This window comes from Bacillus sp. FSL R5-0820 (genome assembly GCF_038593385.1).
GTDB classification, from domain to species: Bacteria; Bacillota; Bacilli; order Bacillales; family Bacillaceae; genus Bacillus; species Bacillus altitudinis.
On sequence record NZ_CP151991.1, the window covers coordinates 2,139,402 to 2,165,102 of the forward strand.

General features: G+C 41.7%; 24 protein-coding genes and 1 other annotated feature. Of the genes, 7 read left to right on the forward strand and 17 right to left on the reverse strand.

Annotated features, from left to right (window positions below; genetic code table 11):
* The first annotated feature begins 120 nt into the window (after positions 1-120).
* Positions 121-332: a binding site (T-box leader), on the forward strand.
* Between the two features lie 41 nt (positions 333-373).
* Positions 374-1,201, forward strand: coding sequence for a pyrroline-5-carboxylate reductase (gene proC, locus NST15_RS10945; RefSeq protein ID WP_025207584.1), 828 nt, complete (start codon positions 374-376; stop codon positions 1,199-1,201).
* 43 nt (positions 1,202-1,244) lie between these two features.
* On the opposite strand, the gene NST15_RS10950 is transcribed toward proC, so the two are convergent.
* Both NST15_RS10950 and NST15_RS10955 read right to left on the reverse strand, forming a co-directional pair.
* Positions 1,245-1,736, reverse strand: a complete 492-nt coding sequence (locus tag NST15_RS10950; RefSeq protein WP_144683946.1) for a DinB family protein — start codon at positions 1,734-1,736, stop codon at positions 1,245-1,247.
* 114 nt (positions 1,737-1,850) lie between these two features.
* Positions 1,851-3,464, reverse strand: coding sequence for a M20/M25/M40 family metallo-hydrolase (locus NST15_RS10955; protein ID WP_342498537.1), 1,614 nt, complete (start codon positions 3,462-3,464; stop codon positions 1,851-1,853).
* Between the two features lie 140 nt (positions 3,465-3,604).
* On the opposite strand from NST15_RS10955, the gene namA reads away from it, so the two are divergent.
* Both namA and NST15_RS10965 read left to right on the forward strand, forming a co-directional pair.
* Positions 3,605-4,621 (forward strand): NADPH dehydrogenase NamA, encoded by a 1,017-nt coding sequence (gene namA, locus NST15_RS10960; RefSeq protein WP_024718910.1) that lies wholly within the window; start codon positions 3,605-3,607, stop codon positions 4,619-4,621.
* A 119-nt stretch (positions 4,622-4,740) separates the two neighbouring features.
* Positions 4,741-5,505: an alpha/beta hydrolase gene (locus NST15_RS10965; RefSeq protein WP_108611157.1), complete on the forward strand. Its 765-nt coding sequence runs from the start codon at positions 4,741-4,743 to the stop codon at positions 5,503-5,505.
* Positions 5,506-5,549: 44 nt separating this feature from the next.
* Here the strand turns inward: NST15_RS10965 and NST15_RS10970 are convergent, their stop codons facing one another.
* Together NST15_RS10970 and rnz are read right to left on the reverse strand one after the other, a co-directional pair.
* Complete coding sequence (locus NST15_RS10970; protein ID WP_039165881.1) at positions 5,550-6,857, reverse strand: aminotransferase class I/II-fold pyridoxal phosphate-dependent enzyme; 1,308 nt, start codon at positions 6,855-6,857, stop codon at positions 5,550-5,552.
* A 139-nt stretch (positions 6,858-6,996) separates the two neighbouring features.
* Positions 6,997-7,926 carry a ribonuclease Z gene (gene rnz, locus NST15_RS10975; protein WP_039165882.1) on the reverse strand — a complete coding sequence of 310 codons (930 nt, stop codon included), beginning with the start codon at positions 7,924-7,926 and terminating at the stop codon, positions 6,997-6,999.
* A gap of 222 nt (positions 7,927-8,148) precedes the next feature.
* On the opposite strand from rnz, the gene zwf reads away from it, so the two are divergent.
* On the forward strand, positions 8,149-9,624 hold the full coding sequence (gene zwf / locus NST15_RS10980; RefSeq protein ID WP_008342269.1) for a glucose-6-phosphate dehydrogenase: 1,476 nt from the start codon (positions 8,149-8,151) through the stop codon (positions 9,622-9,624).
* A gap of 50 nt (positions 9,625-9,674) precedes the next feature.
* Here zwf and NST15_RS10985 read toward each other — a convergent pair whose 3' ends face one another.
* The 5 genes from NST15_RS10985 to NST15_RS11005 form a co-directional block, all read right to left on the reverse strand.
* The gene (locus NST15_RS10985; protein ID WP_017357941.1) at positions 9,675-10,397 is read right to left on the reverse strand and encodes a GntR family transcriptional regulator; all 723 of its coding nucleotides are present in this window, start codon (positions 10,395-10,397) and stop codon (positions 9,675-9,677) included.
* A gap of 175 nt (positions 10,398-10,572) precedes the next feature.
* Positions 10,573-11,979, reverse strand: coding sequence for a glycoside hydrolase family 1 protein (locus NST15_RS10990; RefSeq protein WP_048001405.1), 1,407 nt, complete (start codon positions 11,977-11,979; stop codon positions 10,573-10,575).
* A complete protein-coding gene (celB, locus tag NST15_RS10995) occupies positions 11,963-13,309 on the reverse strand; it encodes a PTS cellobiose transporter subunit IIC (protein WP_007501108.1) in 1,347 nt (448 codons plus the stop codon). The genes NST15_RS10990 and celB overlap by 17 nt, the downstream gene beginning before the upstream one ends.
* A 25-nt stretch (positions 13,310-13,334) precedes the next feature.
* A complete protein-coding gene (locus NST15_RS11000; RefSeq protein ID WP_017357943.1) occupies positions 13,335-13,667 on the reverse strand; it encodes a PTS lactose/cellobiose transporter subunit IIA in 333 nt (110 codons plus the stop codon).
* A gap of 3 nt (positions 13,668-13,670) precedes the next feature.
* The gene (locus tag NST15_RS11005) at positions 13,671-13,982 is read right to left on the reverse strand and encodes a PTS sugar transporter subunit IIB (protein ID WP_017367558.1); all 312 of its coding nucleotides are present in this window, start codon (positions 13,980-13,982) and stop codon (positions 13,671-13,673) included.
* A 437-nt stretch (positions 13,983-14,419) separates the two neighbouring features.
* Here NST15_RS11005 and NST15_RS11010 point away from each other — a divergent pair, with 437 nt between their 5' ends.
* Entirely contained in the window at positions 14,420-15,418 is a 999-nt protein-coding gene (locus NST15_RS11010) for a hypothetical protein (protein ID WP_046527199.1), read from the forward strand.
* Between the two features lie 113 nt (positions 15,419-15,531).
* On the opposite strand, the gene NST15_RS11015 is transcribed toward NST15_RS11010, so the two are convergent.
* From NST15_RS11015 to NST15_RS11035, 5 genes are all read right to left on the reverse strand, one after another.
* Positions 15,532-16,317, reverse strand: a complete 786-nt coding sequence (locus NST15_RS11015; RefSeq protein WP_008342255.1) for an SDR family oxidoreductase — start codon at positions 16,315-16,317, stop codon at positions 15,532-15,534.
* Positions 16,318-16,329: 12 nt separating this feature from the next.
* Positions 16,330-17,175: a GRP family sugar transporter gene (locus NST15_RS11020; protein WP_024718904.1), complete on the reverse strand. Its 846-nt coding sequence runs from the start codon at positions 17,173-17,175 to the stop codon at positions 16,330-16,332.
* Between the two features lie 118 nt (positions 17,176-17,293).
* Positions 17,294-18,703 (reverse strand): NADP-dependent phosphogluconate dehydrogenase, encoded by a 1,410-nt coding sequence (gene gndA, locus NST15_RS11025; RefSeq protein WP_017357947.1) that lies wholly within the window; start codon positions 18,701-18,703, stop codon positions 17,294-17,296.
* Positions 18,704-18,801: 98 nt separating this feature from the next.
* The gene (locus tag NST15_RS11030; protein WP_342499055.1) at positions 18,802-20,046 is read right to left on the reverse strand and encodes a DNA polymerase IV; all 1,245 of its coding nucleotides are present in this window, start codon (positions 20,044-20,046) and stop codon (positions 18,802-18,804) included.
* Positions 20,047-20,193: 147 nt separating this feature from the next.
* A complete protein-coding gene (locus tag NST15_RS11035) occupies positions 20,194-21,186 on the reverse strand; it encodes a carbon-nitrogen hydrolase family protein (RefSeq protein ID WP_317327583.1) in 993 nt (330 codons plus the stop codon).
* Positions 21,187-21,366: 180 nt separating this feature from the next.
* On the opposite strand from NST15_RS11035, the gene NST15_RS11040 reads away from it, so the two are divergent.
* Complete coding sequence (locus tag NST15_RS11040; RefSeq protein WP_008342247.1) at positions 21,367-21,648, forward strand: hypothetical protein; 282 nt, start codon at positions 21,367-21,369, stop codon at positions 21,646-21,648.
* Positions 21,649-21,673: 25 nt separating this feature from the next.
* Positions 21,674-22,492, forward strand: coding sequence for a membrane protein insertase YidC (locus tag NST15_RS11045; RefSeq protein WP_007501121.1), 819 nt, complete (start codon positions 21,674-21,676; stop codon positions 22,490-22,492).
* A gap of 126 nt (positions 22,493-22,618) precedes the next feature.
* Here NST15_RS11045 and NST15_RS11050 read toward each other — a convergent pair whose 3' ends face one another.
* From NST15_RS11050 to NST15_RS11060, 3 genes are read right to left on the reverse strand one after another with little or no spacing between them, the layout of a single operon-like run.
* The gene (locus NST15_RS11050) at positions 22,619-23,083 is read right to left on the reverse strand and encodes a chemotaxis protein CheW (protein WP_025207593.1); all 465 of its coding nucleotides are present in this window, start codon (positions 23,081-23,083) and stop codon (positions 22,619-22,621) included.
* Between the two features lie 14 nt (positions 23,084-23,097).
* Complete coding sequence (locus NST15_RS11055; protein WP_272511691.1) at positions 23,098-24,219, reverse strand: tripeptidase T; 1,122 nt, start codon at positions 24,217-24,219, stop codon at positions 23,098-23,100.
* A gap of 16 nt (positions 24,220-24,235) precedes the next feature.
* Positions 24,236-25,699, reverse strand: coding sequence for an acyl-CoA carboxylase subunit beta (locus tag NST15_RS11060; RefSeq protein WP_025207595.1), 1,464 nt, complete (start codon positions 25,697-25,699; stop codon positions 24,236-24,238).
* Between the last annotated feature and the right edge of the window lie 2 nt (positions 25,700-25,701).

A 25,701-nucleotide genomic window follows, 5' to 3' on the forward strand; every position in this document is an offset into this window, starting at 1 on the left:
CTCTTCTTTATTCATTGTATCTTGCAAAGGGCAGACTGTCATGCGGTTTAGATGGTCATTTTTTTATCTTTCCCTATTGACACAAACTTGTCCATCGTTGCATAATGAACAACAAATATAAGATGCGCGATGACAAGGATTAGTAAGCAAAATAATGATGCAAGAGAGTGAGGTCCGCCGGCTGTAAGGCTTCACCATCCTCTTATTTGCTGAACCTGCCCTTTGAGCTGTTAGGCAAACCTAAACGTTTCCCGCGTTAAGGGACTAGAGCTGAGTATGCATGATTGCATGCTAATTGAGGGTGGTACCGCGAAAAACCTTTCGTCCTTTGCAGACGAGAGGTTTTTTTATTTTCTACAAGGAGGAGCAGCTTATGAGTAAAATTGGATTTATTGGTGCAGGCTCAATGGCCGAGTCTATGATTAAAGGTCTTTTAAAGAGCGGCATTATGTCAAATGAAGATATCATTGTCACAAATAAAACAAATGAAAAACGATTAGAAGAATTACATGCACGTTATGGAGTCAAAACAGATTTCGCTCGTTCCTTTATTTATGAAGAAGCCGATATGCTGGTGTTTGCTTTAAAACCAAAAGATGCGGAAAGTGGCATTTCTGAAGTAAGGCCCCATTTAAATGGACAGCTGATTATTTCTATTTTAGCGGGCATTTCTATTGAAACCATTCAGCATTATGCTGGCGCAAAAACGGCGGTGGTTCGTGCCATGCCAAATACATCAGCGGCCATACAACAATCAGCTACTGGCATTGCTGTCAGTGATGAAGTCACAGAGGCGCAAAAGGAAAAAGCAGTTCAGCTGTTTGAAACGATCGGTCATGTGACGGTTTTAGATGAATCACAGCTGAATGCGGTCACAGCCATTGCCGGCAGCGGTCCTGCCTTTATTTATCATTTGATTGAAGGAATGGAGCGAGGTGCATCGGAACTTGGGATGAACCAAGAGACAGCGAAATTGCTCATTTGTCAAATGATTGCAGGCGCTGCAAATATGCTTCAGGATAGCGGTAAGGAACCTGCTGAATTGCGCAAAGAAATTACGAGCGAAGGTGGAACGACAGAAGCAGGACTTAATACCCTTGCTTCCTATCAATTTGAAGAAGCGATTGTCGATTGTGTGAAAACAGCGACAAAACGCGCAGCAGAATTAAACGACATGTTTTCAGCGAGTACGTATAAGTAAGTGAGTGAGTGAGAAAAGCACCTGCCTTGATGACAGGTGCTTTTCATCTATCACTCGATGCTCTCATGGACATGATGGCTTTGATTTGATCGAGGTGATGAATTTCATGTAAAGCAATGGTTTCAGCTAAAATTTGGACTGTCATCATCCCTTCTTCAGGATGGAGACCTGAAAAATCCCATGTATCCTTTTCTAATCGCTGTAGTGTTTTGTTTCTGCTCTCTTTTAAGCGCTCGATCAATGCACTGACCTCTTGTGCGGTATACGTTTCATAAGCTCTTCCCTTCACATATATCTCTGGATCATATGATGCGAAAAGCGTGTGCTCATTTGATATTGCCTGCTCTATCCGCTCTGACCAGACTTCTTCTGTATCATACAAATGTCCAACAATTTGTTTAATCGACCACTTGCCTTCCCCAAAAGATTCATCTAATGTAGCCTCATCACATGTCCATACTAACTCCTCAAGCTTACGCAAACTCTCATGAAGTGATCTCATGATCTCTGTTTTTGTTAGTACTCCTGTTTTCACTCTCACAATCCCCCTTCAAATATATGTAAGTATTATTCTATATCATACTCTATTTCTTTAGACAGAAGGTGATTGATATCAAGAAAAGCCCTATCATGACGATAGAGCTTTCACTTAATTCTTTTCTAATAAAGCATGAATTGTTGATTGTAAGAGCGACGGCAAAACGCCAAAAGAGAATGGGACATGCAGCCGTTCTGTCCATTTGTGCGCATCCTTTCCTAATGGACCAACGTTGATGACAGGAACGTTAAGAGCTTCTTTTTCTCCTTGTGGTAACGAGTAGCCTTTTTGGTATAGCGGCATGTTGGCTGTATAATCCTCTATATCTTGATTTTCAAGCTGTAAGTAGCTTAAATCAGATAAACCAGGAAAATATTTGACTTCTTCTACTTCGATTCCATAGATCTCTTTTGCTTCTCTTTGAATCTTCTTTAAGGTCGTTTGAATATGCAGATCGTTTGTTGAAGAAACAGATGGGTAAAATGGCGGACTATAAAACAACACAATCAGTGCTCCATCTTCCTTACAAAGGGTCGTCAGTTCTGATACAATTTTGGTTGAAAAATCACGATCCCCTAGCTCACCCCGGTTGGCAAAGGCGTAGTTGACAATTCGCTCGACCTCCTGCTTGCCGGATCGTTCAGCAGCTTTTTCGTACAGCTCATGATACGTTAACACCGTGATGTTTGTATCGATGGGTGTAAAATGTTTAAAGCGTTGAAATGCAGCGGTTTTCTGTTTGAGATTGGCTTCGATTTGGGCTGCTGCTTGTTTCGCAGTTTCATAGAGGAGCCCGTGAAGCTCTTCACTAGAGCGGTTCATCATCAGCACATTAAATAAAGAAACAGCCGTGTGAGGCGTTTGAACAGAGTAAGCTTCTTTCAAATCCTTTTGCATCAAATTGGTCGGAGGTGGTGTCACTTCACCATCTACTTCCTCACAATAATCACTATTCAGTTCTAACAGCCTGTTTAATTCAGATACCATAAAATTTGCATTTAATCCTGAGAAGGGCTCACCTACATGTGTTTCAATTCCTTTGCAGAAAAATCCCGCAAGTACCTTCCCTATACTACCTGTATAGATGTATTGGTGCGCATCCCCGGGATACTTTTCAAACATCGGCTCACTGTTTAAACACGCGGTATAATCAAGGTCATACTTCTGCTTGAGCTCCTTTAGTTTCGGAACAGCCTCCAGCATCCCCTGTGAATTCACTTCTTCATCTGGCACTGTGACGAGCAGAATATTTCCTTCAAACCTCCCCGCCATGGCTCTTTCTAGCATGGAAAGCTGGACAGTCAGGCCTGCTTTCATATCCATGGACCCTCGTCCAAACAGCCAGTCACCTGAAGCTAAATTCTCTCTTGCCCTTTTTGGAAGAAGTGCACTTTTTTGAGAAAAGGACGCCATTAACTCTTCGGGCTTACACGCCATATTTTGAAATTCTCCGTAATCCTCTGTATCGACGACATCAAAATGGCTGAGGAGTAAAACAGTACGTGGCAGCGTACTTCGTTTGACAAGTGCCGTTAAAAAATACCGGCCATCTTTCATTGGATGCAAAGCCAAGTGATCAGGATGCTGTTCAAAATACGGCCGCTCCCTCAGCAAGTAATATAAATATTCCGCTAATGCGACTTCTCCCGTTGTACCAGATATGCTTTCATACTGCATAAGAGCTGTGAGTAGCTCCTTTAGTTCACTTTCCGTTTGCCATTTCATCCGTTTATCCCCCTTTGATGTCCATATCTTTCATTATACAAAATCATGTACAAAAGCTATATGGTTTGAGCACCTTTTATGACGAATGTTTGAATGGCTGTTATAATCGGCTATACCATTCTATGAGGAGGCGAAGGTAATTGGAAACAAAGCTTTTTTCACCGTGGACATTAAAAGGTGTCACACTCAAAAACCGCATCGTCATGTCCCCGATGTGTATGTACTCATCCTATGACCGTGATGGAAAATTACAGCCTTTCCACTTTGCACATTATATTTCCCGTGCGCAAGGTCAGGCCGGATTAATTATGGTCGAGGCAAGTGCTGTTTCACCTGAGGGAAGAATTAGTGATCAGGACCTCGGAATTTGGAGTGATGAGCACATTGAAGGGTTTGCCTCATTAAACGAACAAATCAAAGCGTACGGAACAAAAACGGCCATCCAGCTAGCCCATGCAGGACGCAAGGCTGAGCTAGATGGTGACATTCTTGCTCCATCCAGCATTCCATTTGACGAGCAATCTAAAACACCTCTTGAGATGTCTATCGATCAAATAAAAGACACAGTTCAGGCATTTCAAGATGCCGCTGTCCGCGCCAAGAAAGCTGGATTTGACATCATTGAGATTCATGGTGCGCATGGCTATTTGATTAACGAATTTCTCTCACCGCTTGCCAATCACCGGACAGATGAATATGGCGGTTCACCAGAAAATCGTTATCGCTTCTTGAGAGAAGTGGTTGATGCAGTCAATGAAGTGTGGGATGGACCATTATTTGTCCGTGTATCCGCTTCTGATTACACAACAAAAGGACTAGATATTGCAGATTATATTGGCATTGCCGCATGGCTGAAAGAGCAAGGAGTCGATCTAATTGATGTGAGCTCAGGCGCTGTGGTGCAAGCCAGTATTAAAACATTCCCCGGCTACCAAGTCACCTTTGCTGAGAAAATAAGAGAAGGTGCCGGCATCCAAACAGCCGCTGTCGGTATGATCACATCTGGTGTACAGGCCGAAGAAATTTTACAAAATCAGCGTGCTGACTTAATCTTTATCGGCAGAGAATTTTTACGAGATCCGTATTTCCCAAAAACAGCCGCTAAAGAGCTTCGTACATCCATCGAAAGCCCGCGCCAATACGATCGTGCTTGGTAACATCTCTAAGCAAAAAGGTGTCTATTTTTTGAAATAGGCATCTTTTTTGTTTTTAAGAGAAACATCTTTGCCTTTTGTGCCGTCTTTTAGCTAAAGAACCACTTAGAGGAGATGGAAGAATGAACTCGGCATTGATTGAAAGAACGTATCATATAGATGGACATCACTTTTATACAAGGCATCGTCAAGGGAAAAAGGAAGCCACCATTATTTTTGAAGCAGGATATGGAATTTCAGGCGATACGTGGGCGAATATCGCTCGTGATATTGACCCAGAGCTTGGTGTTTTCTTATATGACCGTTTAGGTAATGGAAAAAGCAGTGAAAGCAAGGAAGGAAGAACTTTGCATGATCTTGCGGATGATTTAGATACACTTTTACATCAAGCCAATATTCAGCCGCCATTTCTCATTGTGGCGCACTCATTTGGCTCTCTTGTCAGTCGCTTATGGGCAAGCCGCAGAAAAGAAGATGTTATCGGTATGGTCCTTCTAGACCCAGCAAGTGAGGAGCAAGAGCAGGTCATTCTGCCGCTCTTATCAAAGGAAGAACGCACTTCATATATGGCGCAGTTCACAGCAGAATGTACACATGAGGACTTTGAGCAAATGCTGCGTACGATCAAAGAGGAGCAAACGCATTATGGGATGATGCCCCTTCTTGTCATTTCATCAGGCAAAAGCCGCTTGTTTCATCCAGCACATGAAGCTTGGCTCAGGCTTCATAAACGAATGCTCACATTATCATCCCAAAGCGGATGGATTCAGGCGCAGAACAGCTCGCACTATATTCATCACGATGAACCACATATTGTGCAGCTGGCGATTTATGATGTATGGTGTGCAGCAAAACAGCCTGTCTCTTATTATCAAACAGCTAACTAAAAACAAAAACTCCTTGACCGGACATCAGTCAAGGAGTTTTTTCATTATACCGTTGGTGCTGATTGACTTTTCTCAGACAGCAACTTTTCAATGCTGACAAGCTGAACGCATAACGTAAAGATGTCAATCGCCTGCTCTAGTTCTTCAAGTGTTGGGAACGTTGGCGCAATACGGATGTTACGATCAAGCGGATCGTTTCCATAAGGATATGTCGCCCCTGCACCTGTTAGTGTCACACCGGCTTCTTTCGCTTTTTGCACAACAGCTTTTGCACAATGATCGAGTGTATTTAAGCTGATAAAATATCCGCCATTTGGTTTGTGCCACTCAGCGATGCCTGTTCCACCAAGCTTTTCATCAAGGATCGAAAGAACGAGGTCAAATTTCGGCTTAATAATCGCTGCATGCTTTTTCATATGTTCCTTCAATCCTTCTGGATTCTTGAAGAAACGAAGGTGTCTTAATTGATTGATTTTATCTGGCCCAATGGTTTGAACTGATAGCTGTTTTTGAATAAAGCTGACGTTGTCCTGACTAGATGCCATCAGTGCAACACCCGAGCCTGGGAACGTAATTTTAGAAGTAGAGGCGAACATAAACACACGGTTTGCATGTCCTGCTTTGTCTACTGCTTGAAAAATATCTTTTAACGTATCAGGCGTATCTGTTAGATGGTGGACTGCATAGGCATCATCCCAAAAAATACGGAAGTCGTCTGCTTTTGTCTGCATAGAAGCAAGACGGTCAACAACCTCATCTGAATACGTAATGCCGTCAGGGTTACTATATTTCGGTACACACCAAATCCCTTTGATGGCTTCATCTTCTGCAACCAATTTTTCCACCTGATCCATGTCAGGTCCATCCGACTTCATATCTACCGTAATCATCTCTATGTTAAAATGCTCACAAATGGCAAAATGACGATCATATCCTGGGCTTGGTGCAAGGAATTTTACCTTTGGAAGCTCTCCCCAAGGTGTTTTGCTGCCATATACGCCGTGAGTCATAGCACGTGCAATTGTGTCATGCATCATATTCAGACTAGAATTACCGCCAATGATGATTTGTTCTGGCTTCAGATTGAGCACACTTGCAAAAAATTTCTTTGTTTCAGGAAGGCCTGTCAAGCCGCCATAGTTTCGCACATCTGTACCATCCTCAGCTGTCATTGCATCCTTTGATGTCACGACATCGAGCATGCCCATAGATAAATCGAGCTGTTTTGGTGAAGGTTTCCCTCTTGACATGTCTAAGTGTAAGTTTTTACTTTTGTACGTTTCATACTCTTTTTGTCGTGCTGCATATAGGTCATTTAATTCTGCTTCACTTAACGCTGTAAAACCGCTCATCTTTGATTGTGCCTCCCGTATTCTTCATAGTGTAATTCGTCATTTGTTTTTTCTTCACCATTTTACCACTACCTGAAAAAGAGCGTCATCATAAATATCAAAAAAATCACACAACTTTTTTTGACGATTCATCCAATTTTTACAGGGTACGGTCAATAGGAAAAGAAAAGAAATCATGTGCAGCTTCAGTCAGCGGGAATATATCGCGGGCTTCTTTGAGTAATTGTTTCAGTGACTCTTCCCCTTGGTACCGTGCACTAATATGGGTCAAAATCAGTCTTTTTGCGCCTGCTTCCTGCGCTGTTTTTGCTGCCTGTTCTGTCGTACTGTGATAATAATTATAGGCTAGTTCTGCATCTTCTTTCCCAAATGTTGCTTCATGGACTAACACATCCGCATTCTTGGCAAGCCTTGTTATATTCTCGCACAAACGGGTATCTCCTGAAAATGCAACGATTCTCCCTTTTTTAGGGGGTTCCAAATAATCGGTTCCATCAATCATTCTTCCATCTTCGAGTGTAACGGTTTCCCCATTTTTCAACTTCTGATACAAAGGTCCAGGTTTTACACCGATTTTTTTTAGGTCTTCGGCTTTTAGTGCGCCGGGTACATCTTTTTCCACGACCCGATAGCCGTAAGCTGGGATCCCATGAGACACTCGTCTTGCTTCTACTTGAAAGGTCTCATCTTCAAAAACGATCCCTTCCTCTATTTCTATGATATGCAGCGGATAAGTCAAATGCGTTTGTGTCGCTGAAAGTGCCGCGTTTACAAAAGCTTTAATGCCGCTTGGACCATATATCGTCAATTCATCCTCTCCCCCTTGAAAGGACCTGCTGCCAAGCAGACCCGGGAGACCATATACATGATCACCGTGCATATGCGTGATAAAGATCTTCTCAATTTTTCTTGGTTTAATCGTTGTATGTAATATTTGATGCTGCGTCGCTTCTCCGCAATCAAAAAGCCACACGGCTTTTCTCTCTTCTAAAAGCTTCAGCGCAGTGCAAGTGACGTTTCTTGTTTTTGCAGGAATGCCTGCACCTGTTCCTAAAAAGAGCAGTTCCATTACGATTTCCTCCTACAGCCGGTATACAATCTCTTCATTCATATAGAATACATGAAGACAGGATAAATGTGAATTCAGCGGAATTTTTGAAAAAAGTCAAACTCGGGCAGAAAAAGTCGAATCAAATGTTTGCTTTACGAACAATGAACCTTTAAAATAAAGAAAATGTACATACATTCTCGGTTTTTACAACAATGCTACGAATAAAGTGAGGTACTTTTCGTGAATACAGAAACTAACTATCCAAAAGCAGTCATTGTCATTTTTGGCGCAACAGGAGACCTTGCAAAACGCAAGCTCTACCCTTCTATACATAGACTTTATCATAGCGGAAAGCTTGGAGATCAATTCGCCGTTGTAGGGGTTGGACGTCGTCCTTGGTCTCATGAAGACCTAAGAGCTGTGGTAAAAGAATCGGTCTCTTCTGATGATGCAGAAGCAAAAGCAGAGGAATTTATTTCTCATTTCTATTACCATGATTTTGATGTCTCAAGCCCTGCTTCCTATCAAGCACTGAACACACTTCTTTCTGGTCTTGAAGATACATACAGTATCCCGAATAACCGGATGTTCTATTTAGCGATGGCACCAGAATTCTTCGGAACCATTGCGAAGTTTTTAAAAAGTGAAGGCGTATCAGAAACGACTGGATGGTCTCGACTTGTTATTGAAAAACCGTTTGGTCATGACCTGCCTAGTGCCAAAACATTAAATGAAGAGATCCGAGATGCATTTACAGAGGATCAAATTTATCGTATTGACCACTACCTCGGTAAACAGATGGTGCAAAACATTGAGGTAATTCGTTTTGCGAATGCGATCTTTGAACCGCTTTGGACAAACCGCTATATTTCAAACATTCAAATCACATCGAGTGAATCATTAGGTGTCGAAGACCGTGCGAGATATTACGAGAGTTCTGGTGCACTGAGAGATATGGTACAAAACCATATGCTTCAAATGGTTGCACTACTAGCCATGGAGCCACCGATTAAGCTCAATACAGAGGAAATCCGTAGTGAAAAACGGAAAGCATTGCGTGCGCTTCGTCCTTTCTCGAAAGATGAAGTGGATCAATTCTTTGTCCGCGGACAGTATGATGCAGGAACGATTGATGGCAATATGGTTCCTTCCTATCTTGAAGAGCAAAATGTGGACCCAAACTCCAACACAGAAACATTCGTTGCAGGGAAACTTCTCATCGATAACTTTAGATGGGCCGGGGTACCATTTTACATTCGTACAGGAAAACGTCTAGAAAAGAAATCCACTCAAATCGTGGTGCAATTTAAAGACATTCCGATGAACCTGTACTATGGAAACGGGAATTCCATGCATCCAAACTTACTTGTGATTCACATTCAGCCAGACGAAGGCATTACCCTTCACCTGAATGCTCGCAAGCTTGATGGCGGAACGTATGCTAAACCAATTAAGCTGGACTATCAAACAAATTACAACGACATCATGAATACACCAGAAGCGTATGAAAAGCTGATTCATGACTGTTTGCTAGGTGACGCAACAAACTTTGCCCACTGGGATGAAGTGGCACTGTCTTGGAACTTTGTTGATCCAATTTCAGAAAAATGGGCTGAAACCAAAACGTTAAAACCAAATTACCCTGCTGGTTCTATGGGACCAAAAGAAGCAGATCAGCTTCTTGAAAAAGATGGATATCACTGGTGGAATATATAAAATCAACGAAAAAAGAGCAGTCTCCCGATTGAGGGGGTTCTGCTCTTTTTTTAAAGTCGTGTTTTCGTAATTTCAACCGTTGAAAAATCAAATTTATCATAGCGATGATGGCTAAAGGAATATTCAAACGGCCGGCCTGTGTTTAAATAAGCCACCTGCTCCACTTCTAGCACCGGATCCGTAGGGTCACAGCCTAAATATTGCTGATCAAGCTGATCTGATTTAGCCGCTCTAATTTTTTTGTGCGCTCCTGCCACTTTTAAATGAAGTGTGTTTGTAATGTAGCTATAGATAGACCCCAATAAAACCTCTTCATCTATTCCCTTAATGACATTGACAGGCATAAAGGTTTTTTCTAATACATATGGCTCTTCTTCCACCAAACGGAGCCGAATAATGTCATAGACGGGTGTGCTTGAGTCAATGGATAAATGAGCTGCCACCTCTTCACTTGGAAAATGCACATCAAAGCGAATGATTTGGCTCGTCACGTTTTTATCTGCCATCACTTTCGTGAACCCTTTATTTTCATGACCTGATACGTTGATCGCACCTTGATTTAGCGCTGCCTTCACAATAAATGTGCCATGACCTCTTTTTCTAAAGAGCAGACCTTCCGCCACTAAAAGATCGAGCGCACGCTTCATCGTCATTCTGCTGCATTTAAATTCAGCGGCAAGCGAGTTTTCATCTGGAATGGGTTGATCTTCTGGATAATATGCTGTTCCTATTCTTTTTCTAATTTCTTCTGAAATGAGTTCGTACTTTGTCATCTCACACCACCAACTGACTTGTTTTTTCATATCCTATTATAGCGCTTTCTAGCCTTCCTCTCATTCTACACTAAGCCTAGTGCGCTTAAAAGGTTCGAGCCACTTTCATTTCAACCCTTTCATCTTTACATAAGAAAAATACTTGCCCTTTTCAAGGAAAGAGCAAGTATCTTGATTAGAAACCATTATTCTCTGAAACCGATTGAAACCAGTAGCCACTTTTTTTGATGGTACGTTTCCCGTCTTTCTCAAGGTCCACTGAGACAAATCCATAGCGATTTTTATAGGCATTCGACCATGACCAATTATCCATAAACGTCCACAGGTGATAGCCTTTTACATGACTTCCTTCTTGAATGGCTTGATGCACCCATTTAAGATGCTCAGAAATAAAATCAATGCGATAATCGTCGTGAATCATTCCTTCTTCATCCTGAAACCGCTCTTCTCCTTCGACACCCATTCCATTTTCAGAAATAAAGCATTCAATATTCCCATAGTCTGTCTGGACTTTTTTCAATATATCGTAAATACCCTTTTCATAGATTTCCCAGCCGCGGTACACATTCATTTTTCTGCCCGGCATTTCAAAAGAATCGAAATAATGGTCTGGCATAAATGGTGCATCAGGGTGAGGCATATGTTCCTTTGCTTTCACTCTTCTTGGCTGATAATAGTTGATGCCGAGAAGGTCGATCGTGTTCTCTTGAATGAGTTCAAGGTCTCCTTCCTCCATAGCCGGCATCAATCCTTCTTTCTTTAACACGTCCACTAGCTTTTCAGGGAAATGTCCTTTCACAGCTGGATCTAGGAAGGACCGGTTAAAGAAGGCGTCAGCCATCTCAGCTGCTTCGACATCCCGCGGATTCTGGCTTCGCGGATACGAAGGAGTAAGGTTGAGGATAATGCCTATTTTCCCATCCTGCTTCATCTCTTTATAAGCCGCAATGGCCTTAGCATTTGATAAAATCTCATGAAATCCAACTTGCACTGCCTTTTGGAAATCAACTTCGTTTGGATAATGGAAGCTATACATATATCCACCCTCTACAGGAACAATCGGCTCGTTATGGGTAAACCATTTTTTCACCCGGTCGCCAAAAAGCTGAAAACACAATGTCGCATAGCTGACATAATCGTCTACGACCTGCCTGTTTACCCATCCTCCCGTCTCCTGAAGCGCCATTGGCATATCAAAATGATACAAGTTCACAAACGGTTCAATGTCACTCGCTATCAGTTCATTGATCACATCATTGTAAAAAGCCACAGCGTCTTCATTAACAGCCCCTTTTCCCTCAGGTAAAAGGCGTGACCATGAAATAGATAGACGAAACGAGTTGTGCCCAATCTCCTTCATGAGTCGGATATCCTCTTTGTATTTACGATAAAATTGCGAGGTCACACCTGGACCGACGCCCTGAAAAAAACGATTCGGCTCTTTTTCAAACCAGTGATCCCAAATGTTCGGTCCCTTTCCATCTCCTGGATAACTGCCTTCTGTTTGCGTAGCAGAGGCAGAAGATCCCCACCAGAAACCTTCTGGAAATGTATATGATTGACTGTTAGTTTCCATCGACATGTATTGAGTCTCCTTCACCTTTGATGTTTGTTTGTTTCGTTTTTTCTGTCGTGACTATTTTTTCATTTTTCACATTCATACGATCAATAAATTTTAGGAACGGGAACCAAATGACAAACACAATCATTAAATTAAACAGCTGAAGCAGACCGCCCGCTAATGAATTTGTTGCCATGACTCCGCTAATAAAGATCGGTACTGTCCATGGAATATTCACGCCTGTCGGAGGCGGCACAATACCTGCGGCCATCGCAAAATAAGAAATACAAGTAATCACCATTGGTGCCAAAATCCATGGAATGAGAATAAGCGGGTTCATCACAATCGGTAAACCGAAGATAATGGGTTCATTGACGTTAAATAAACCTGGTCCTAAGCCGAGCTTTGCTACTTGTTTCAATTGCTTACTTTTAAGAAAAATTAAAATCGTAAACACAACAGCTAGCGTCATACCGGTTCCACCCATACCCACTGTATAGATTTCGATAAACTGCTTGCTGATGATGTTCGGAACCTCACCTGTTTTTGTGTAGCTTTCTAGATTTTGAATGGACAATGTATTCCAAATCGGGTCCATGACAGAGTTGATAATAATTTGGCCGTGGAGCCCAAAGAACCAAAGAATTTGTATAAAGAAAATAGCGATCAAGGTCGGAATGATACCGCTTCCAAGTCCGACAAGCGGCGCCTGAATCGCATTGTAAATCAAGTCATGCATGTTGGTTTTGAACCCTTGTGTAATGATGATATTGATCAGTAAAAAGGTTGTGAGTGTCAAAGTAGCCGGGATGAGTGCAGCAAAAGACTTAGAAACAGCTGGCGGAACCCCTTGCGGCATATTGATGACAAATTTCTTTTGGACAAAATAGCGATAAATTTCAGCAGACAAAAAGCCTGTGATCATTCCAAGGAACATTCCCTTTGCGCCCAAACGATCGACTGGGATGACGCCTGCAATGGATGCACCGCCCTCTTGTTCTAGTAAAAATGGCGTAAGGAGAAGAAAAGAGGCTAAAGCGATCACACCGCCAAAGACAGCTTCCACATCATAGCTTTTCGATAAATAGTAGCCAATCCCAAATACAACAAACACACTCATAATGCTGATGGTCGCACTAGGTGCAATATTCAGTGCAGACTGAACACCTTCAAGTGCTGTTTGACTCATGATCTTATCTAAAAATGGCAAATTCATTAATACGACCATGATGGAACCAAAAATCGTTAATGGGAACGCAAGCATAAAGGCATCCCTTAATACCCCTAGATAGCGATTGTTGTTCAATCTCCCAGCAATCGGAACCAAAATCGCACTTATTTTATCAAACATTGGTTTCCCCCCTTGTTTACACCCTTTATTGTTTCAGTGATTGCAATATCGGTAAGAGCTCTCCCACAAGCTCTTTTATCGTCATCGTTGACATGAAATGATCTTCGGCATGCATGAGCAGCAAGGAGAATGAAATCGTTTCTCCGCTTGCCTCTTGCTGTACCATTTGAAAATGGATATCATGTGCATTCCGCAAGTCATCTTCCGCTTCTTTGAGAAGGTCAGATGCTACTGTTTCATGACCTTCTCTAAATTGTTTAAGAGATTGAAGCAATTTGCTTCGTGCATTTCCGCTGTGTAAGATCAATTGAAAACTGATTTGTTCTTCCGTGAGTCCTTCGAGTGTTTTCTTTTCCATCCTTTAAGATTCCCCCATCAATGAAACCGCTTGTTCATACGCTTTTTGACCATCTGCTAGCCCATACGCCTGCATATCGATGACCTCTACTTCAATCCCATATTTTTGAGCTTCTTTTTGAAGATCCCCTTTTAAAAAGCTCATTTGCGGTCCAATTAATACAACATCGGCATGTGCCATTTCTTTTTTCGCTTGGTCTTGTCCGACTGCCCAAATCTCTGCTTCTTCCCCTATAGACTCAGCATGTGCCTTCATCTTTGTGACTAGTAAACTCGTAGACATACCTGAACTGCATGCTAATAAAATACGTTTCATTTCTCTCACCCCATTGTTGTAATAAAAGCGCTTCCAGTTAATATTATATATTTTTATTTTTAAATGTCTAGACATTTAATTTTATATGTATGTATTTTATTTTAAAAATGACCGTATCATTACTCAAAACAAGCTTTCAAAACGAAAGAGATCTCATCCAGATATGAACGAGACCCCTTTTCTTTTAAAAAATACTCTCCGAATGAACCATAAAGTAGCTTTTTCTTCAGAAGACAGTCTTTGAGAACTTTGTTAAAATAAGTGCGAATGACTTAGCTCATTCAAAAACCCATTTTTTCATCCCATAAATCATGAGAAGTAACTGCCCAGAGATGGAAACAGATTCTATTCCCACTCAATTTGATGGATAGGTAAACGTCTTTTGCTGCTACTTTTCGAATCTATTCATATCTTTGCAATCAAAAGGAGTGGATATCATGGCAGTCACTCATTTGTGTGAAGCCTGTAAAAGAAACGAGATTGATGTTGTAAAAATTTCTGATGAACCAGCTCAGCCTTATCGATTATGCAATGATTGTCACAGGCGGCTCTTAACCTATTCTTTACGGCCAATTGAATGGTATCACTTAGCGATCATCCACTCTCCAAAGAAATTTTTATTGCACGATGATTTTTATGAAGAAGACGGAGAGGCTTGTCAGCCAGAAGAAGATGTATTGGTCACAGCAGAAGAGAAAATACCCACATTACAAGCGGTTCAACATGATTTGGAGTCTTTATTAGATTTCTCAATCACAAGATGGTTTCTTCACAACGATGTCATCATTGCCCTGAAAAAACACGATACACAAAAAATGTTGATGTCTGTAAAAGCTAGATTTTATGGAACGGAAAATCATGAAGTCAAATCAAGAATGCTGGAGATCGCAGCTGATGTTTTAGGTACTGCAGCTTCGGATTGGGTAAGAGAGCTTTGGGAGAATGATGCCGATAAATTTTTTCATCCGCTTTCTTGGGCAGCAGCCAGTAGTTTACCAGCCGAGGAAGGAATGAGACGTATTTTTGATCAATTGAAATGTGTAAGTGAAAAGGAATTGCCAATGACCGCTCTCTCCAGCCTATATCGTTTCCGTTCACATCACATACTTGATTGGATGGAGTCTCATTGCTCCTCTTTTAACGATAGTTGGGGCAGGTTGGCATCAGCATGCTTTCCAACATGGCTCAGAATGAAATCTTGGCTAAACAAAGGAAGACCTTTCAGTTTAATTGCACTCGATACAATGGCGAACTGTCTAGCAGTTAAAAACGATCCATTTATCGAGGAGTTATCACCTAAAATACTTCGTACAGATATCAATGAAATAGAACCCATTTTATATGATTATCTTCAAAAAGATGGCGTTCCTCGTGTCAAAACGAAAGTAGGCATCATCGTGAAGAACAAAGAAGCCATATTTGAAAAAGGCGAATAAATGGATAAAAGCGTGTGCAATGTTTATGCTCACGCTTTTCACTAGCATGACAACATACTAGATCATAATTTGATGTTGTGTTATCCTCTGAGCCCAGCCCGTGTTCATCACGATTATCCTTTTCCTGCTTGGAATCCAGGGTACTTGGTCATACCGCCGTCTACATATAACGTCAACCCTGTCACATAGCTCGCCTCTTTTGATGCAAGCCAGACAGCACATGCTGCCACTTCTTCCGGTTTTCCGATATAACCAATCGGTATCAGCTCAATGACGCCCTTTTTCAATGCTGGATCATCAAATTTTTCGGCATTGATCGGGGTATCAATTGCACCTGGTGCAATGCTGTTTACACGAATTTTTTTAGGGGCATATTCTAGTGCCAGCGTTTCTGTCAAAAGCTTGGCGCCTCCTTTACTTGCTGCATAATGGACAAAATGAGGCCACGGAATTTGCTGATGGACCGACGACATATTAATAATCGACCCCTCGATCCCGTGTTCTGTCATATACTTTAATGCATCACGGCACCCTAAAAACATACCTGTTAAATTGGTGGACATCACTTTGTTCCAGTTATCTAGCGTCATTTCAGTTGAAGGAACTTCATTTTCAATTCCTGCATTATTGATCATGACATCAAGACTGCCATATGTATCAACAGCTTGATCAATCATCGCCTTCATATCCTCTTCTTTTGATACATCCCCTTGAATTTTGACAGCCTGTCCGCCACTTTTTTGAATCTCAGCAATCGTGTCGTCCGGGTTTTCTTTATCTGAGAAATAATTGATCACTACATTGGCTTTTTCTTGTCCAAACCGGCGCGCCATCGCCTGACCTATCCCTGTACCTGCTCCTGTGATGAGAACTGTTTTTCCTTCCAAATCTGGATACATTCGTTTAACCTCCTATTTTGTAAAACCTAGCAGCACACCACCTGCGATAATCATCAAGCAGCCTGCAATGACAAAGCTTGTTTTAGATGCTTTCTCTTTTAATAAATAAATACCGCCTAAAGTCGAGATGACAATTCCTGTTTGAGACATGGAAAAACTTACTGCTACGCCAATGAGTGGAATCGCCAAAAGAAGCCCTAGATTTCCTGTCGACCACACAAGACCAGCAATGATATTTCTGAACGTATATTTGCTAAACGGGTCTTGCTTTAGACTAATCGCTAACGATGAAAGCAGCATGCCGACAGATTGCGGAACGAGCGCAGACCAGCCATCTATATGAAACCATCTTAAAATGACGACGTATCCGACGTAGCCTACGGTTGAGATGAGCAAAATGATGATTCCCTTTTTAAAATTGCCGCCTTCGTTCCCGCCACTCTTTTTTTGACCGAGGGATGTCATGACAACGCCAGCAATAATAAATAAAATGGCACAAGAACCAATAAGTATGACCGTCATGGTCTGCCATTCTTTGAAGACAATGACACCAAATAATGTCGTGCTCACAAGCTGCATACCCGTTGATAAAGGAACAGCCTTTGACACCCCTAGAAAGGCGACACTTGAAAGCTGATTCATTTGCCCAATACTCCAAAAGATCCCAGAGATAACGGAAACCGCAAAAATAAGCGGTGTCAGTTCCGGCATTTTGATCAAATAGGCGCCGATTGAAAACAAAAAAGCGCCGAGGGTAATGCCGAGTGTTTGCTGATAGGCATTCCCGCCAAGTTTGACACTGATGAGAACAATACTTCCCCAAAATATCGCTGGGAGAAGTGCATATAAAATGCCCACTTCTATCCCTACTTTCTGTTCTTTTTTACTTAGCATCCCTCTTTTTCGGATTTTTAGCCGAATAGATGTAAACACAAAAAAGACCTTACCAAAGGTAAGGTCTTTTGAGGTTTTATACTTATTTCATCCATTCAGTATGGAAGACGCCTTCTTTATCTGTGCGCTCATACGTATGTGCGCCGAAGTAGTCACGCTGTGCTTGAATTAAGTTAGCTGGAAGGACAGCTGTACGATAGCTATCAAAGTAAGCTAGTGCACTTGAGAATGAAGGAACAGGAACACCTTGTTCTACTGCAAGTGAAATCACTTTACGAAGTGATGATTGATAGCTTTCTACGATATCCTTAAAGTAAGGATCAAGCAATAGGTTTTTTAATTCAGGGTTACGGTCATATGCTTCTTTGATTTGCTGCAGGAAGGCTGCACGAATGATACATCCACCGCGGAAGATCATCGCAATTTCACCGTATTTCAAATCCCAGTTATACTCATCAGACGCTGCTTTCATTTGCGCAAAACCTTGTGCATATGAGCAGATTTTACTCATGAATAGGGCTTTTCTAACCGCTTCGATCAGCTCTTGTTTATTCTCTGCTGATTGCGCTGGCTTAGGACCTTCAATTAATTGACTTGCTTCAACACGCTCATCTTTCATTGCTGAAATGTAACGCGCGAAAACAGATTCAGTAATGATTGGAAGCGGAACACCTAGATCAAGAGAGCTTTGGCTCGTCCATTTCCCAGTTCCTTTTTGTCCAGCTTTATCTAAGATCACATCCACAAGCGGCTGATTTGTTTCTTCATCCACTTTTGTGAAAATGTCAGCTGTAATTTCAATTAAATAGCTGTCAAGCTCGCCTTTATTCCACTCTGAGAATACTTCATGAAGCTCCTCTGCTGACAATCCTGCCACATGCTTCAAGATAAAATATGATTCAGAGATCAATTGCATGTCTCCGTACTCGATACCGTTATGAACCATTTTGACATAATGTCCTGCTCCATCTGGACCGATATACGTTGTACAAGGCTCACCATCTACTTTCGCAGAGATGGCTTCTAAAATTGGTTTCACTAGCTCGTGCGCTTCTTTTTGACCGCCAGGCATGATAGAAGGACCTTTTAGTGCGCCTTCTTCACCGCCAGAAACACCTGTTCCAATGAAGTGAATACCACTTTCCGCAAGCTCTTGGTTACGTCTTTGTGTATCCTTGTAATATGTATTTCCACCATCAATTAAAATGTCACCTTTCTCTAGGTGAGGCAGTAATGATTGAATGGTTGCATCTGTTGCTGCACCCGCTTTTACCATTAAAAGAATTTTACGCGGCGTTTCAAGCGATTGAACAAATTCTTCAATGCTGTATGTGCCTACAACGTTTTTCCCTTGTGATTCTTGAAGAAACTCTTCTGTTTTGCTGCTAGATCTGTTATAAACGGACACGGAGAAACCGCGGCTTTCAATATTTAGGGCAAGGTTTTTCCCCATAACGGCTAGTCCAACGACACCGATTTGTTGTTTTGACATAATTCTGACGTCCCTTCTAACACACTATATTGATTACTGCTGAAATGATGTACCCTTTGAAATTACCACAACATCACCTCTTTTATCAAGTTTTCAGGCTAGTCATTTCCTCTTTCGTCCTGAAAAAAGTCTTTATTAAAACTTGTACCACTTGTTTTGCTCTCTTTTTCCTTCATGGTCACTCCTCTTTGAATGAGTGGTTTACCGTATTTTTCTTTCAGTCCGTCTAAAAGAGATTGGAGCGGTTCGTCTTTTGCATCTTCTGTATAAGAGAATAAATCAAGCTGCTTGACGGCTGATTTTCGTTCCACAAGATCGGTCCCCGTCACACCTAAAAGTCTTACTGGCTGGTCATTCCAATGCTTTAGGAATAGCTGCTTTGCCGCCTCAAATAGATCTTCCTTTCGATCAGTTGGATTCGTGAGTGTGACGCTCCGTGTGATATTTTTCCAGCTCGCATAGCGAATCATAATAAGTAGCCGATTCGCCATCACTTCTTTTCTTCGTAATCTGGCACTCACCGATTGCGACAGTTTCTCTATTAATGAGACCAGTTCATCTGTATCATCAGAATCGTGAGGAAGAGTGGAAGAATTGCCGACAGATTTAAATTCGTATATTCTTTCTGGATCGACAATGCCGTCATGCTCTCCGTTTGCCTTTTGCTTTAACCTCGGTCCATTGATGCCTAATAACTCTTTCAGCGCATATTCATTCGCTTTCGCTAAATCTTCAATTGTATGAATTCCGATGGTTTTCAGCTTATCTGCCGTTTTCTGTCCAACCCCATGCATGTCACCTGCCGGGAGCGGCCAGAGCATTCTCGGGACATCTCGTTTACGCAAAATGGTAATGCCCATTGGCTTTTTCCAATTAGACGCCATCTTCGCTAGAAATTTATTTGGTGCAATGCCAATGCTAGAAGGAAGCATGAGCTCTTCTACTAGCCTCGTTTGAATATCATGAGCGGTTTTCACAGCATGCTCCGCATAAGGGGTATTGGTTAAATCAATATAGCCTTCATCAATTGAAACGGGTTCAACTAAGTCACTATATTCTCTTAGTATGGTAAACATTTCTTGTGAGGAGCTGCGGTACCGGTCGAAGTTGGGTGTACGCACAATCAGTCCCGGACAAAGCCGCTTCGCTTCCCAGAGTGGCATCGGGGGCTTCACACCGAGTGCTCTTGCCTCGTAGCTGCAGGTCACAACAATCCCTTTGCGCTCTTTTGCATTTCCGCTAATGGCTAATGGTTTCCCTCTCAGAGAAGGGTCATACGCCATTTCTACATTGGCATAAAAAGCATTCATGTCTATATGAAAAATAATATTTGACATTGGAATAACCCCATTTTCTTGTCTACTTATATTTTTAATCGGTTCAGATTGAATCAATCATTGTAGATTACATTTATCCTCAATTATACATTGATTTGATTCACCTTTCCTCAAAAAAACCTTCTCCTAAAAAAGAGAAGGCTCCACAATCATTTAAACTTTTTCTTCAAGTATACTATTTTGATATTGAATATCCTCATAGGTTAACACTTCATGTTTACTCTGATAGAAATGTTTAACAACCGGCGAGGGCTGTTGATTAAAATTCATACTCAAACTTTGATTAGAGTAGTGTCCAGCCGGATCAATATAATATTTAAAATCAATTACTCTTTCCACATCAATTTCAGCATAAGCAATCCCCTCTGTTTCAGCTGGAACCATATCACTGATCGGTTCTCCATCTGGACCGTAAATGCACGTATGCCCACTCTTAAATGTTTCAAAGTAATCTCTTTGCTCCTGTGTTAAACAAATCATCTCTTTCATTTCCTCAGTATATATAGATGAAGTCATTAGCACAAATGTCTGTGTCGCGATGGCATAATATCGACTTGAAATCTCATCATCAAAATAACCTGGCCAGGATGCAACATGTACCTGCTCATTTTGGGCATTCATCGCCATAAGGTCTAACGGCACTTGATGCTCCCAACACATCAACCCACCAAGATTTCCAATCTCCGTTTGAAAAACCGGCATCATACTTCCGCTTCCATCACCCCAGATTAGTCTTTCTGCTACAGAAGCTCTCATTTTTCGGTGTTTTCCTATTAAATCCCCCTTTGGATTAAACCAAAGTTGAGCTAAATAGAGAGAGCCACCATCTTTTTCACTGCATGATATGCAAACGTACGTTTTATTTCTTTTTGCTGCCTCACTTATTTTTTGAATGGCTAAGCTGGGGATTTCCACTGCATTTTTATACAATTCATGATAGAACTTTCTTGTATATTCTGGATGACCAATAAAAGCAAACCAAGGATAACCAGGCAAAAATGCCTCTGGGAATGCCACAAGCTTTGCACCATTTGAAGCTGCCTCGTCAATCATTTTACATGACTTCTCAACTGTTGCCTCCAAATTTAAATAGATGGGTGCTGCTTGTACCGCAGCTGCTCGAAATTTAGGGTAAATACTTGTCATATTTCAAAACCTCCATTTCTTCTATTCCACTTCATTATAAGAGAAGAACTATGAAGTTTGGATGACAATTACCATTTTAGTTAAATTAAGTATTTTATTTAATGGAGGAAACGAATGGTTCGGTTAGACATTTAACAATGTGTATAGTACACTGTGAGTAATGAAATGGATGTGATAATCATGATTATTGATACATTCAATGAAGTCTTTTTCCTTGTTGAATTCTTTACGATTATTCTTCCAGCGCTGACCGCCATCGGTATTGCTTTCTTATTAAAAGACTGCCGAATGAACGAGCACCTCGGAGGACATCGTTTAGAAGAGTTGGACGCATCTTGTTTGAATCGAACAGACTTTCTGTTTATCATATATGATCGCATTACAACTTGGATTAGTAAAGTCATTCGAATGAAAAGATCATCAAATGATGATGAAGACCATTCGCTTCCTCTCTCTTATTAGATTTTATTATTGAGGAGGAAACGAATTGAAACGTTTATTGACTATTTGTACGACTTTATTTTTGATGATGGTAGCGTCACCGGCATTTGCTGCGAGTGCGCAAACAAATACAAGCTCTGATGGGTTTTTCCATCATTATTTTGTTCAGCCTTTTTCTGAGTTGATTATCTGGCTTGCGAACTTTTTCCATGATGACTACGGTTTATCCATTATGTTCGTGACATTGATTGTCCGGCTGCTTATTTTCCCGCTTTTTGCAAACCAATTTAAAAAGCAGAGAGTGATGCAAGAGAAAATGGCACTCGTTAAACCTCAGATTGACCAAATACAAAGCAAATTGAAAAAAACGAAAGAACCTGAAAAACAAAAAGAACTGCAAATGGAAATGATGAAAGTATATAAAGACAACAATGTGAACCCGCTGGCAATGGGCTGTCTGCCGATGCTGATTCAAATCCCAATTGTTCTTGGCTTTTACTCGGCAATCCGCTCAACACCTGAGATCGCAACGCATTCGTTCTTATGGTTTAACTTAGGACAAACTGATCTTTTGGTGGCGATCTTTGCAGGGGCCATGTATTTCTTGCAATTTTATGTCACACAAAAATTCGCAAAGCAATCAGGCACCCAAACAGAAGCTGCACTGAAACAAGCAAAAATCATGGGCATGATTTTCCCAGTCATGATGCTGTTTCTATCAATTAATGCTCCCGCTGCTCTTCCTTTATATTGGATGACAAGTGGACTTTTACTCACCATTCAAACGATTATTTTAAATGTGATGTACCAAAAATCAAAAACAAAAGCTGCGGCAAACGATTCAATTAACCCAGCAGCTGAATAAATTATAGCCCCCTTACCTAAACATGATAAGGGGGCTATATTTGTCTTCTGTAGAGCGCAACAAATAAAAGATTCGTGAGCTCCGGCACGCAAAATGACCCCTTATCCATGGATAAGGGGCCTTTGTTTATGCCAATTCCTCTTTCAATCGCTCAGGCAATTGATCAAGATCCTCAATTTTCCCAAGAAACTTATTAGGGTCCACTTGTAAAATCATCTTGTTCTCTCTCTCAACGACGCCGAAGAAATATTCAGATGCTTTTGTGTTCATATGAAATGGCTTGATCTCATTTAGCTCGATATCAATGATATCTTTTGCATCAGAAACAAGGCAGCCAATCATTTGATCGTTTAATTCAAATAGTAGAACCTTAGACTGTTCGGTTACATCCAGAGGTTTTCCGTGCAGCATGACACCTGTGTCACTGACTGGAATGACCTCTCCTCTTAACGACATGAGTCCTTTAATCTCTTTTGGAAGGTTCGATACTTCTTGTAAATAAGGGACCTTCTCAATCGAGCGTATATGCTCTACGCTGATACCAAAATCCTCTTGTCCCACTTGGAAAATAATGATCTTTTGCGTGCTCACAGAGTCTCCTGCCTTTACGATGGATTTGTCGTTTCTTCGATAATGGCGAGAACCATTTCAGCTGTCTTGACTAATTCTTCAATCGGCATTTTCTCATTTTTCGTATGAATATCTTCATATCCAACAGCTAGGTTGACAGTTGGGATGCCATTTCCAGCAATGACGTTTGCATCACTGCCTCCCCCGCTTGTCTGTAGTTCTGAAGGGCGGCCAATTTTCGCAGCCGCTTTTTTCGCCACTTCAACGACTTGATCGCCGTGTGAGAATTTAAAGCCTGGATACATGATGTCAATTTGTACATCGGCACTTCCGCCCATTTCTTTAGCGGTTTTTTCAAAGGCTTCTTTCATTTTTGCTACTTGTGCTTCCATTTTTGCCGGTTCTAAAGAACGCGCCTCTGCCAGAATATCCACTTGATCACAGACAATATTCGTTTGTGTTCCACCTTCAAAACGGCCGATATTCGCCGTTGTTTCTTCATCAATACGGCCAAGCGGCATGCTGGCGATCGCTTTTGATGCAATCGTAATCGCAGAAACGCCTTTTTCTGGTGCCACACCTGCGTGAGCTGTCTTTCCGTAAATGGTTGCGCGTACTTTCGCCTGTGTTGGCGCAGCCACGATAATGGTACCGACCTTGCCATCTGAATCAAGGGCATAACCATATTTTGCTGTCATCAGTTTCGGATCTAACGCTTTTGCTCCTACAAGTCCTGATTCTTCACCAGCTGTAATGACAAATTCAATCTTGCCATGCGGTACATTTTTCTCTTTTAGGACACGGATCGCTTCAAACATTGCAGCAAGCCCTGTTTTATCGTCAGCACCAAGAATGGTTGTTCCATCTGTCTTGACATAGCCGTCTTCAATGACTGGTTTAACGCCATTACCTGGTACAACTGTATCCATATGAGAAGTAAAATAAATCGTATCTGCCTCTTGATTCCCTTCAAGTGTGCAAATAAGGTTGCCTGCTCCGTGGCCGGTTGTCTCTTTTGAATCATCTTCGATTACTTTAAGCCCTAAACCAGTAAATTTCTCTTTTAGGACTTCAACAATTTTTTCTTCATGTTTTGTTTCTGAATCGATTTGTACAAGTTCTAAAAATTCGTCTAATAAGCGTTTCTCATTGATCATGATGAAGCTCCTCCTCTTATAGCGGCATGTTTCCATGCTTTTTTAACGGTCTATCTTCTTCCTTACTGCGAAGCAGGTCAAATGAGCGAATGAGCCGCTCTCTCGTTTCATCTGGCATTAAAATATCGTCGATTAATCCTAATTGTGCTGCCTTCATGACACTAGGTTCATTGTCCACCTCACGCAAAGCAGGATGAACAATTTCGTCTGCAAACGATTTTCCCATGACATCAATTTCTGCCTCTGGCCATGCATATACAAAGTCAGCACCTAATCCCTTACTATTCATCGCAACGTATGCGCCGCCAAACGCCTTTCTCAAAATCACAGTGATTTTTGGAACGGTCGCCTCAGCATACGCATATAGAAGCTTTGCGCCGTGGCGGATAATGCCTGCATGCTCAGCTTTCTCACCTGGCAAAAATCCAGGAACGTCCACAAGGGTTAAAATGGGAATATGAAATGCATCGCAAAATCGAATAAACCGAGCCGCTTTATCAGCAGCATCGAGGTCAAGGCTTCCTGCCAGCACCTTAGGCTGATTGGCTACAAGACCAATGGAAGACCCTTGTAATCTGGCAAAACCTGTGACGATATTTTTGGAGAAACAACGCTGCGTTTCAAAAAATGAGCCGTGGTCGGTGATCGCTGTCACCACTTGTTTGACATCATAAGTGCGTGATGGCTCCTTTGGCAAGATGTTCCCAAGATCGCTCGCATCATGCTTTTGCACCTTACGATGAATGACAGGCCGTCGTTTCGTTGGTATGTACGTTAAAAGCGTTCGAACTGCTTTTAACACGTCTCTCTCATCTTTCCCTGTATAGTGCACATTCCCGCTTGTTTGATGCTGAACTGCTGCACCTCCAAGCCGGTCAGGACAGACCGTCTCTCCTGTTGCTTTTTCTATCACTTTCGGACCAGTTAAAAACATATGAGCTGTTTGCTCCGTCATGAATACAAAATCCGTCAATGCAGGTGAATAAACTGCACCTCCCGCACAGGAGCCTAAAATAACGGATATTTGCGGAATTTGACCAGAGTACAGCACATTCCGTTTAAAAATCTGACCATATCCCTCTAATGATACCACACCCTCTTGAATTCTCGCACCACCTGAGTCTTTTAGACCGATAACAGGCATTTGATTTTTAGCCGCCAAATCCATTAAAGCCGCTATTTTTTTCGCATGCATGTCCCCTAGTGAACCCCCGTACACGGTCGCATCTTGTGCATAAACGCCTACTTGTTTCCCATGAATCAGTCCCGTCCCAGTGACAACGCCATCCCCTAAATGCTCTGAGCGGGAGCCTTTAGCAAATGACTGGATTTCCATAAAGCTGCCTTCATCAAGAAGTTCATGAAGCCGCTGACGAACAGTCAGCTTGCCTTTGTTCAGGTGAGCCGCTGCTCGTTTTTCACCGCCGCCCCTTAAAGCTTTCTCGCGCCATTCAGACAAGTCATTGAACGATTCATGCATCT

What these genes read in the sequence shown, in the direction of transcription:
- gndA (WP_017357947.1), bottom strand. Translation starts at nt 18,703, where the DNA reads ATGTCAAAACAACAAATCGGTGTCGTTGGACTAGCCGTTATGGGGAAA.
- NST15_RS11005 (WP_017367558.1), bottom strand. Translation starts at nt 13,982, where the DNA reads ATGAAACGTATTTTATTAGCATGCAGTTCAGGTATGTCTACGAGTTTA.
- NST15_RS11040 (WP_008342247.1), top strand. Translation starts at nt 21,367, where the DNA reads ATGATTATTGATACATTCAATGAAGTCTTTTTCCTTGTTGAATTCTTT.
- NST15_RS10965 (WP_108611157.1), top strand. Translation starts at nt 4,741, where the DNA reads ATGAACTCGGCATTGATTGAAAGAACGTATCATATAGATGGACATCAC.
- NST15_RS11035 (WP_317327583.1), bottom strand. Translation starts at nt 21,186, where the DNA reads ATGACAAGTATTTACCCTAAATTTCGAGCAGCTGCGGTACAAGCAGCA.
- proC (WP_025207584.1), top strand. Translation starts at nt 374, where the DNA reads ATGAGTAAAATTGGATTTATTGGTGCAGGCTCAATGGCCGAGTCTATG.
- NST15_RS11010 (WP_046527199.1), top strand. Translation starts at nt 14,420, where the DNA reads ATGGCAGTCACTCATTTGTGTGAAGCCTGTAAAAGAAACGAGATTGAT.
- NST15_RS11060 (WP_025207595.1), bottom strand. Translation starts at nt 25,699, where the DNA reads ATGCATGAATCGTTCAATGACTTGTCTGAATGGCGCGAGAAAGCTTTA.
- NST15_RS11015 (WP_008342255.1), bottom strand. Translation starts at nt 16,317, where the DNA reads ATGTATCCAGATTTGGAAGGAAAAACAGTTCTCATCACAGGAGCAGGT.
- celB (WP_007501108.1), bottom strand. Translation starts at nt 13,309, where the DNA reads ATGTTTGATAAAATAAGTGCGATTTTGGTTCCGATTGCTGGGAGATTG.
- NST15_RS10990 (WP_048001405.1), bottom strand. Translation starts at nt 11,979, where the DNA reads ATGTCGATGGAAACTAACAGTCAATCATATACATTTCCAGAAGGTTTC.
- NST15_RS10970 (WP_039165881.1), bottom strand. Translation starts at nt 6,857, where the DNA reads ATGAGCGGTTTTACAGCGTTAAGTGAAGCAGAATTAAATGACCTATAT.
- NST15_RS11000 (WP_017357943.1), bottom strand. Translation starts at nt 13,667, where the DNA reads ATGGAAAAGAAAACACTCGAAGGACTCACGGAAGAACAAATCAGTTTT.
- NST15_RS11055 (WP_272511691.1), bottom strand. Translation starts at nt 24,219, where the DNA reads ATGATCAATGAGAAACGCTTATTAGACGAATTTTTAGAACTTGTACAA.
- NST15_RS10955 (WP_342498537.1), bottom strand. Translation starts at nt 3,464, where the DNA reads ATGAAATGGCAAACGGAAAGTGAACTAAAGGAGCTACTCACAGCTCTT.
- rnz (WP_039165882.1), bottom strand. Translation starts at nt 7,926, where the DNA reads ATGGAACTGCTCTTTTTAGGAACAGGTGCAGGCATTCCTGCAAAAACA.
- NST15_RS10985 (WP_017357941.1), bottom strand. Translation starts at nt 10,397, where the DNA reads ATGACAAAGTACGAACTCATTTCAGAAGAAATTAGAAAAAGAATAGGA.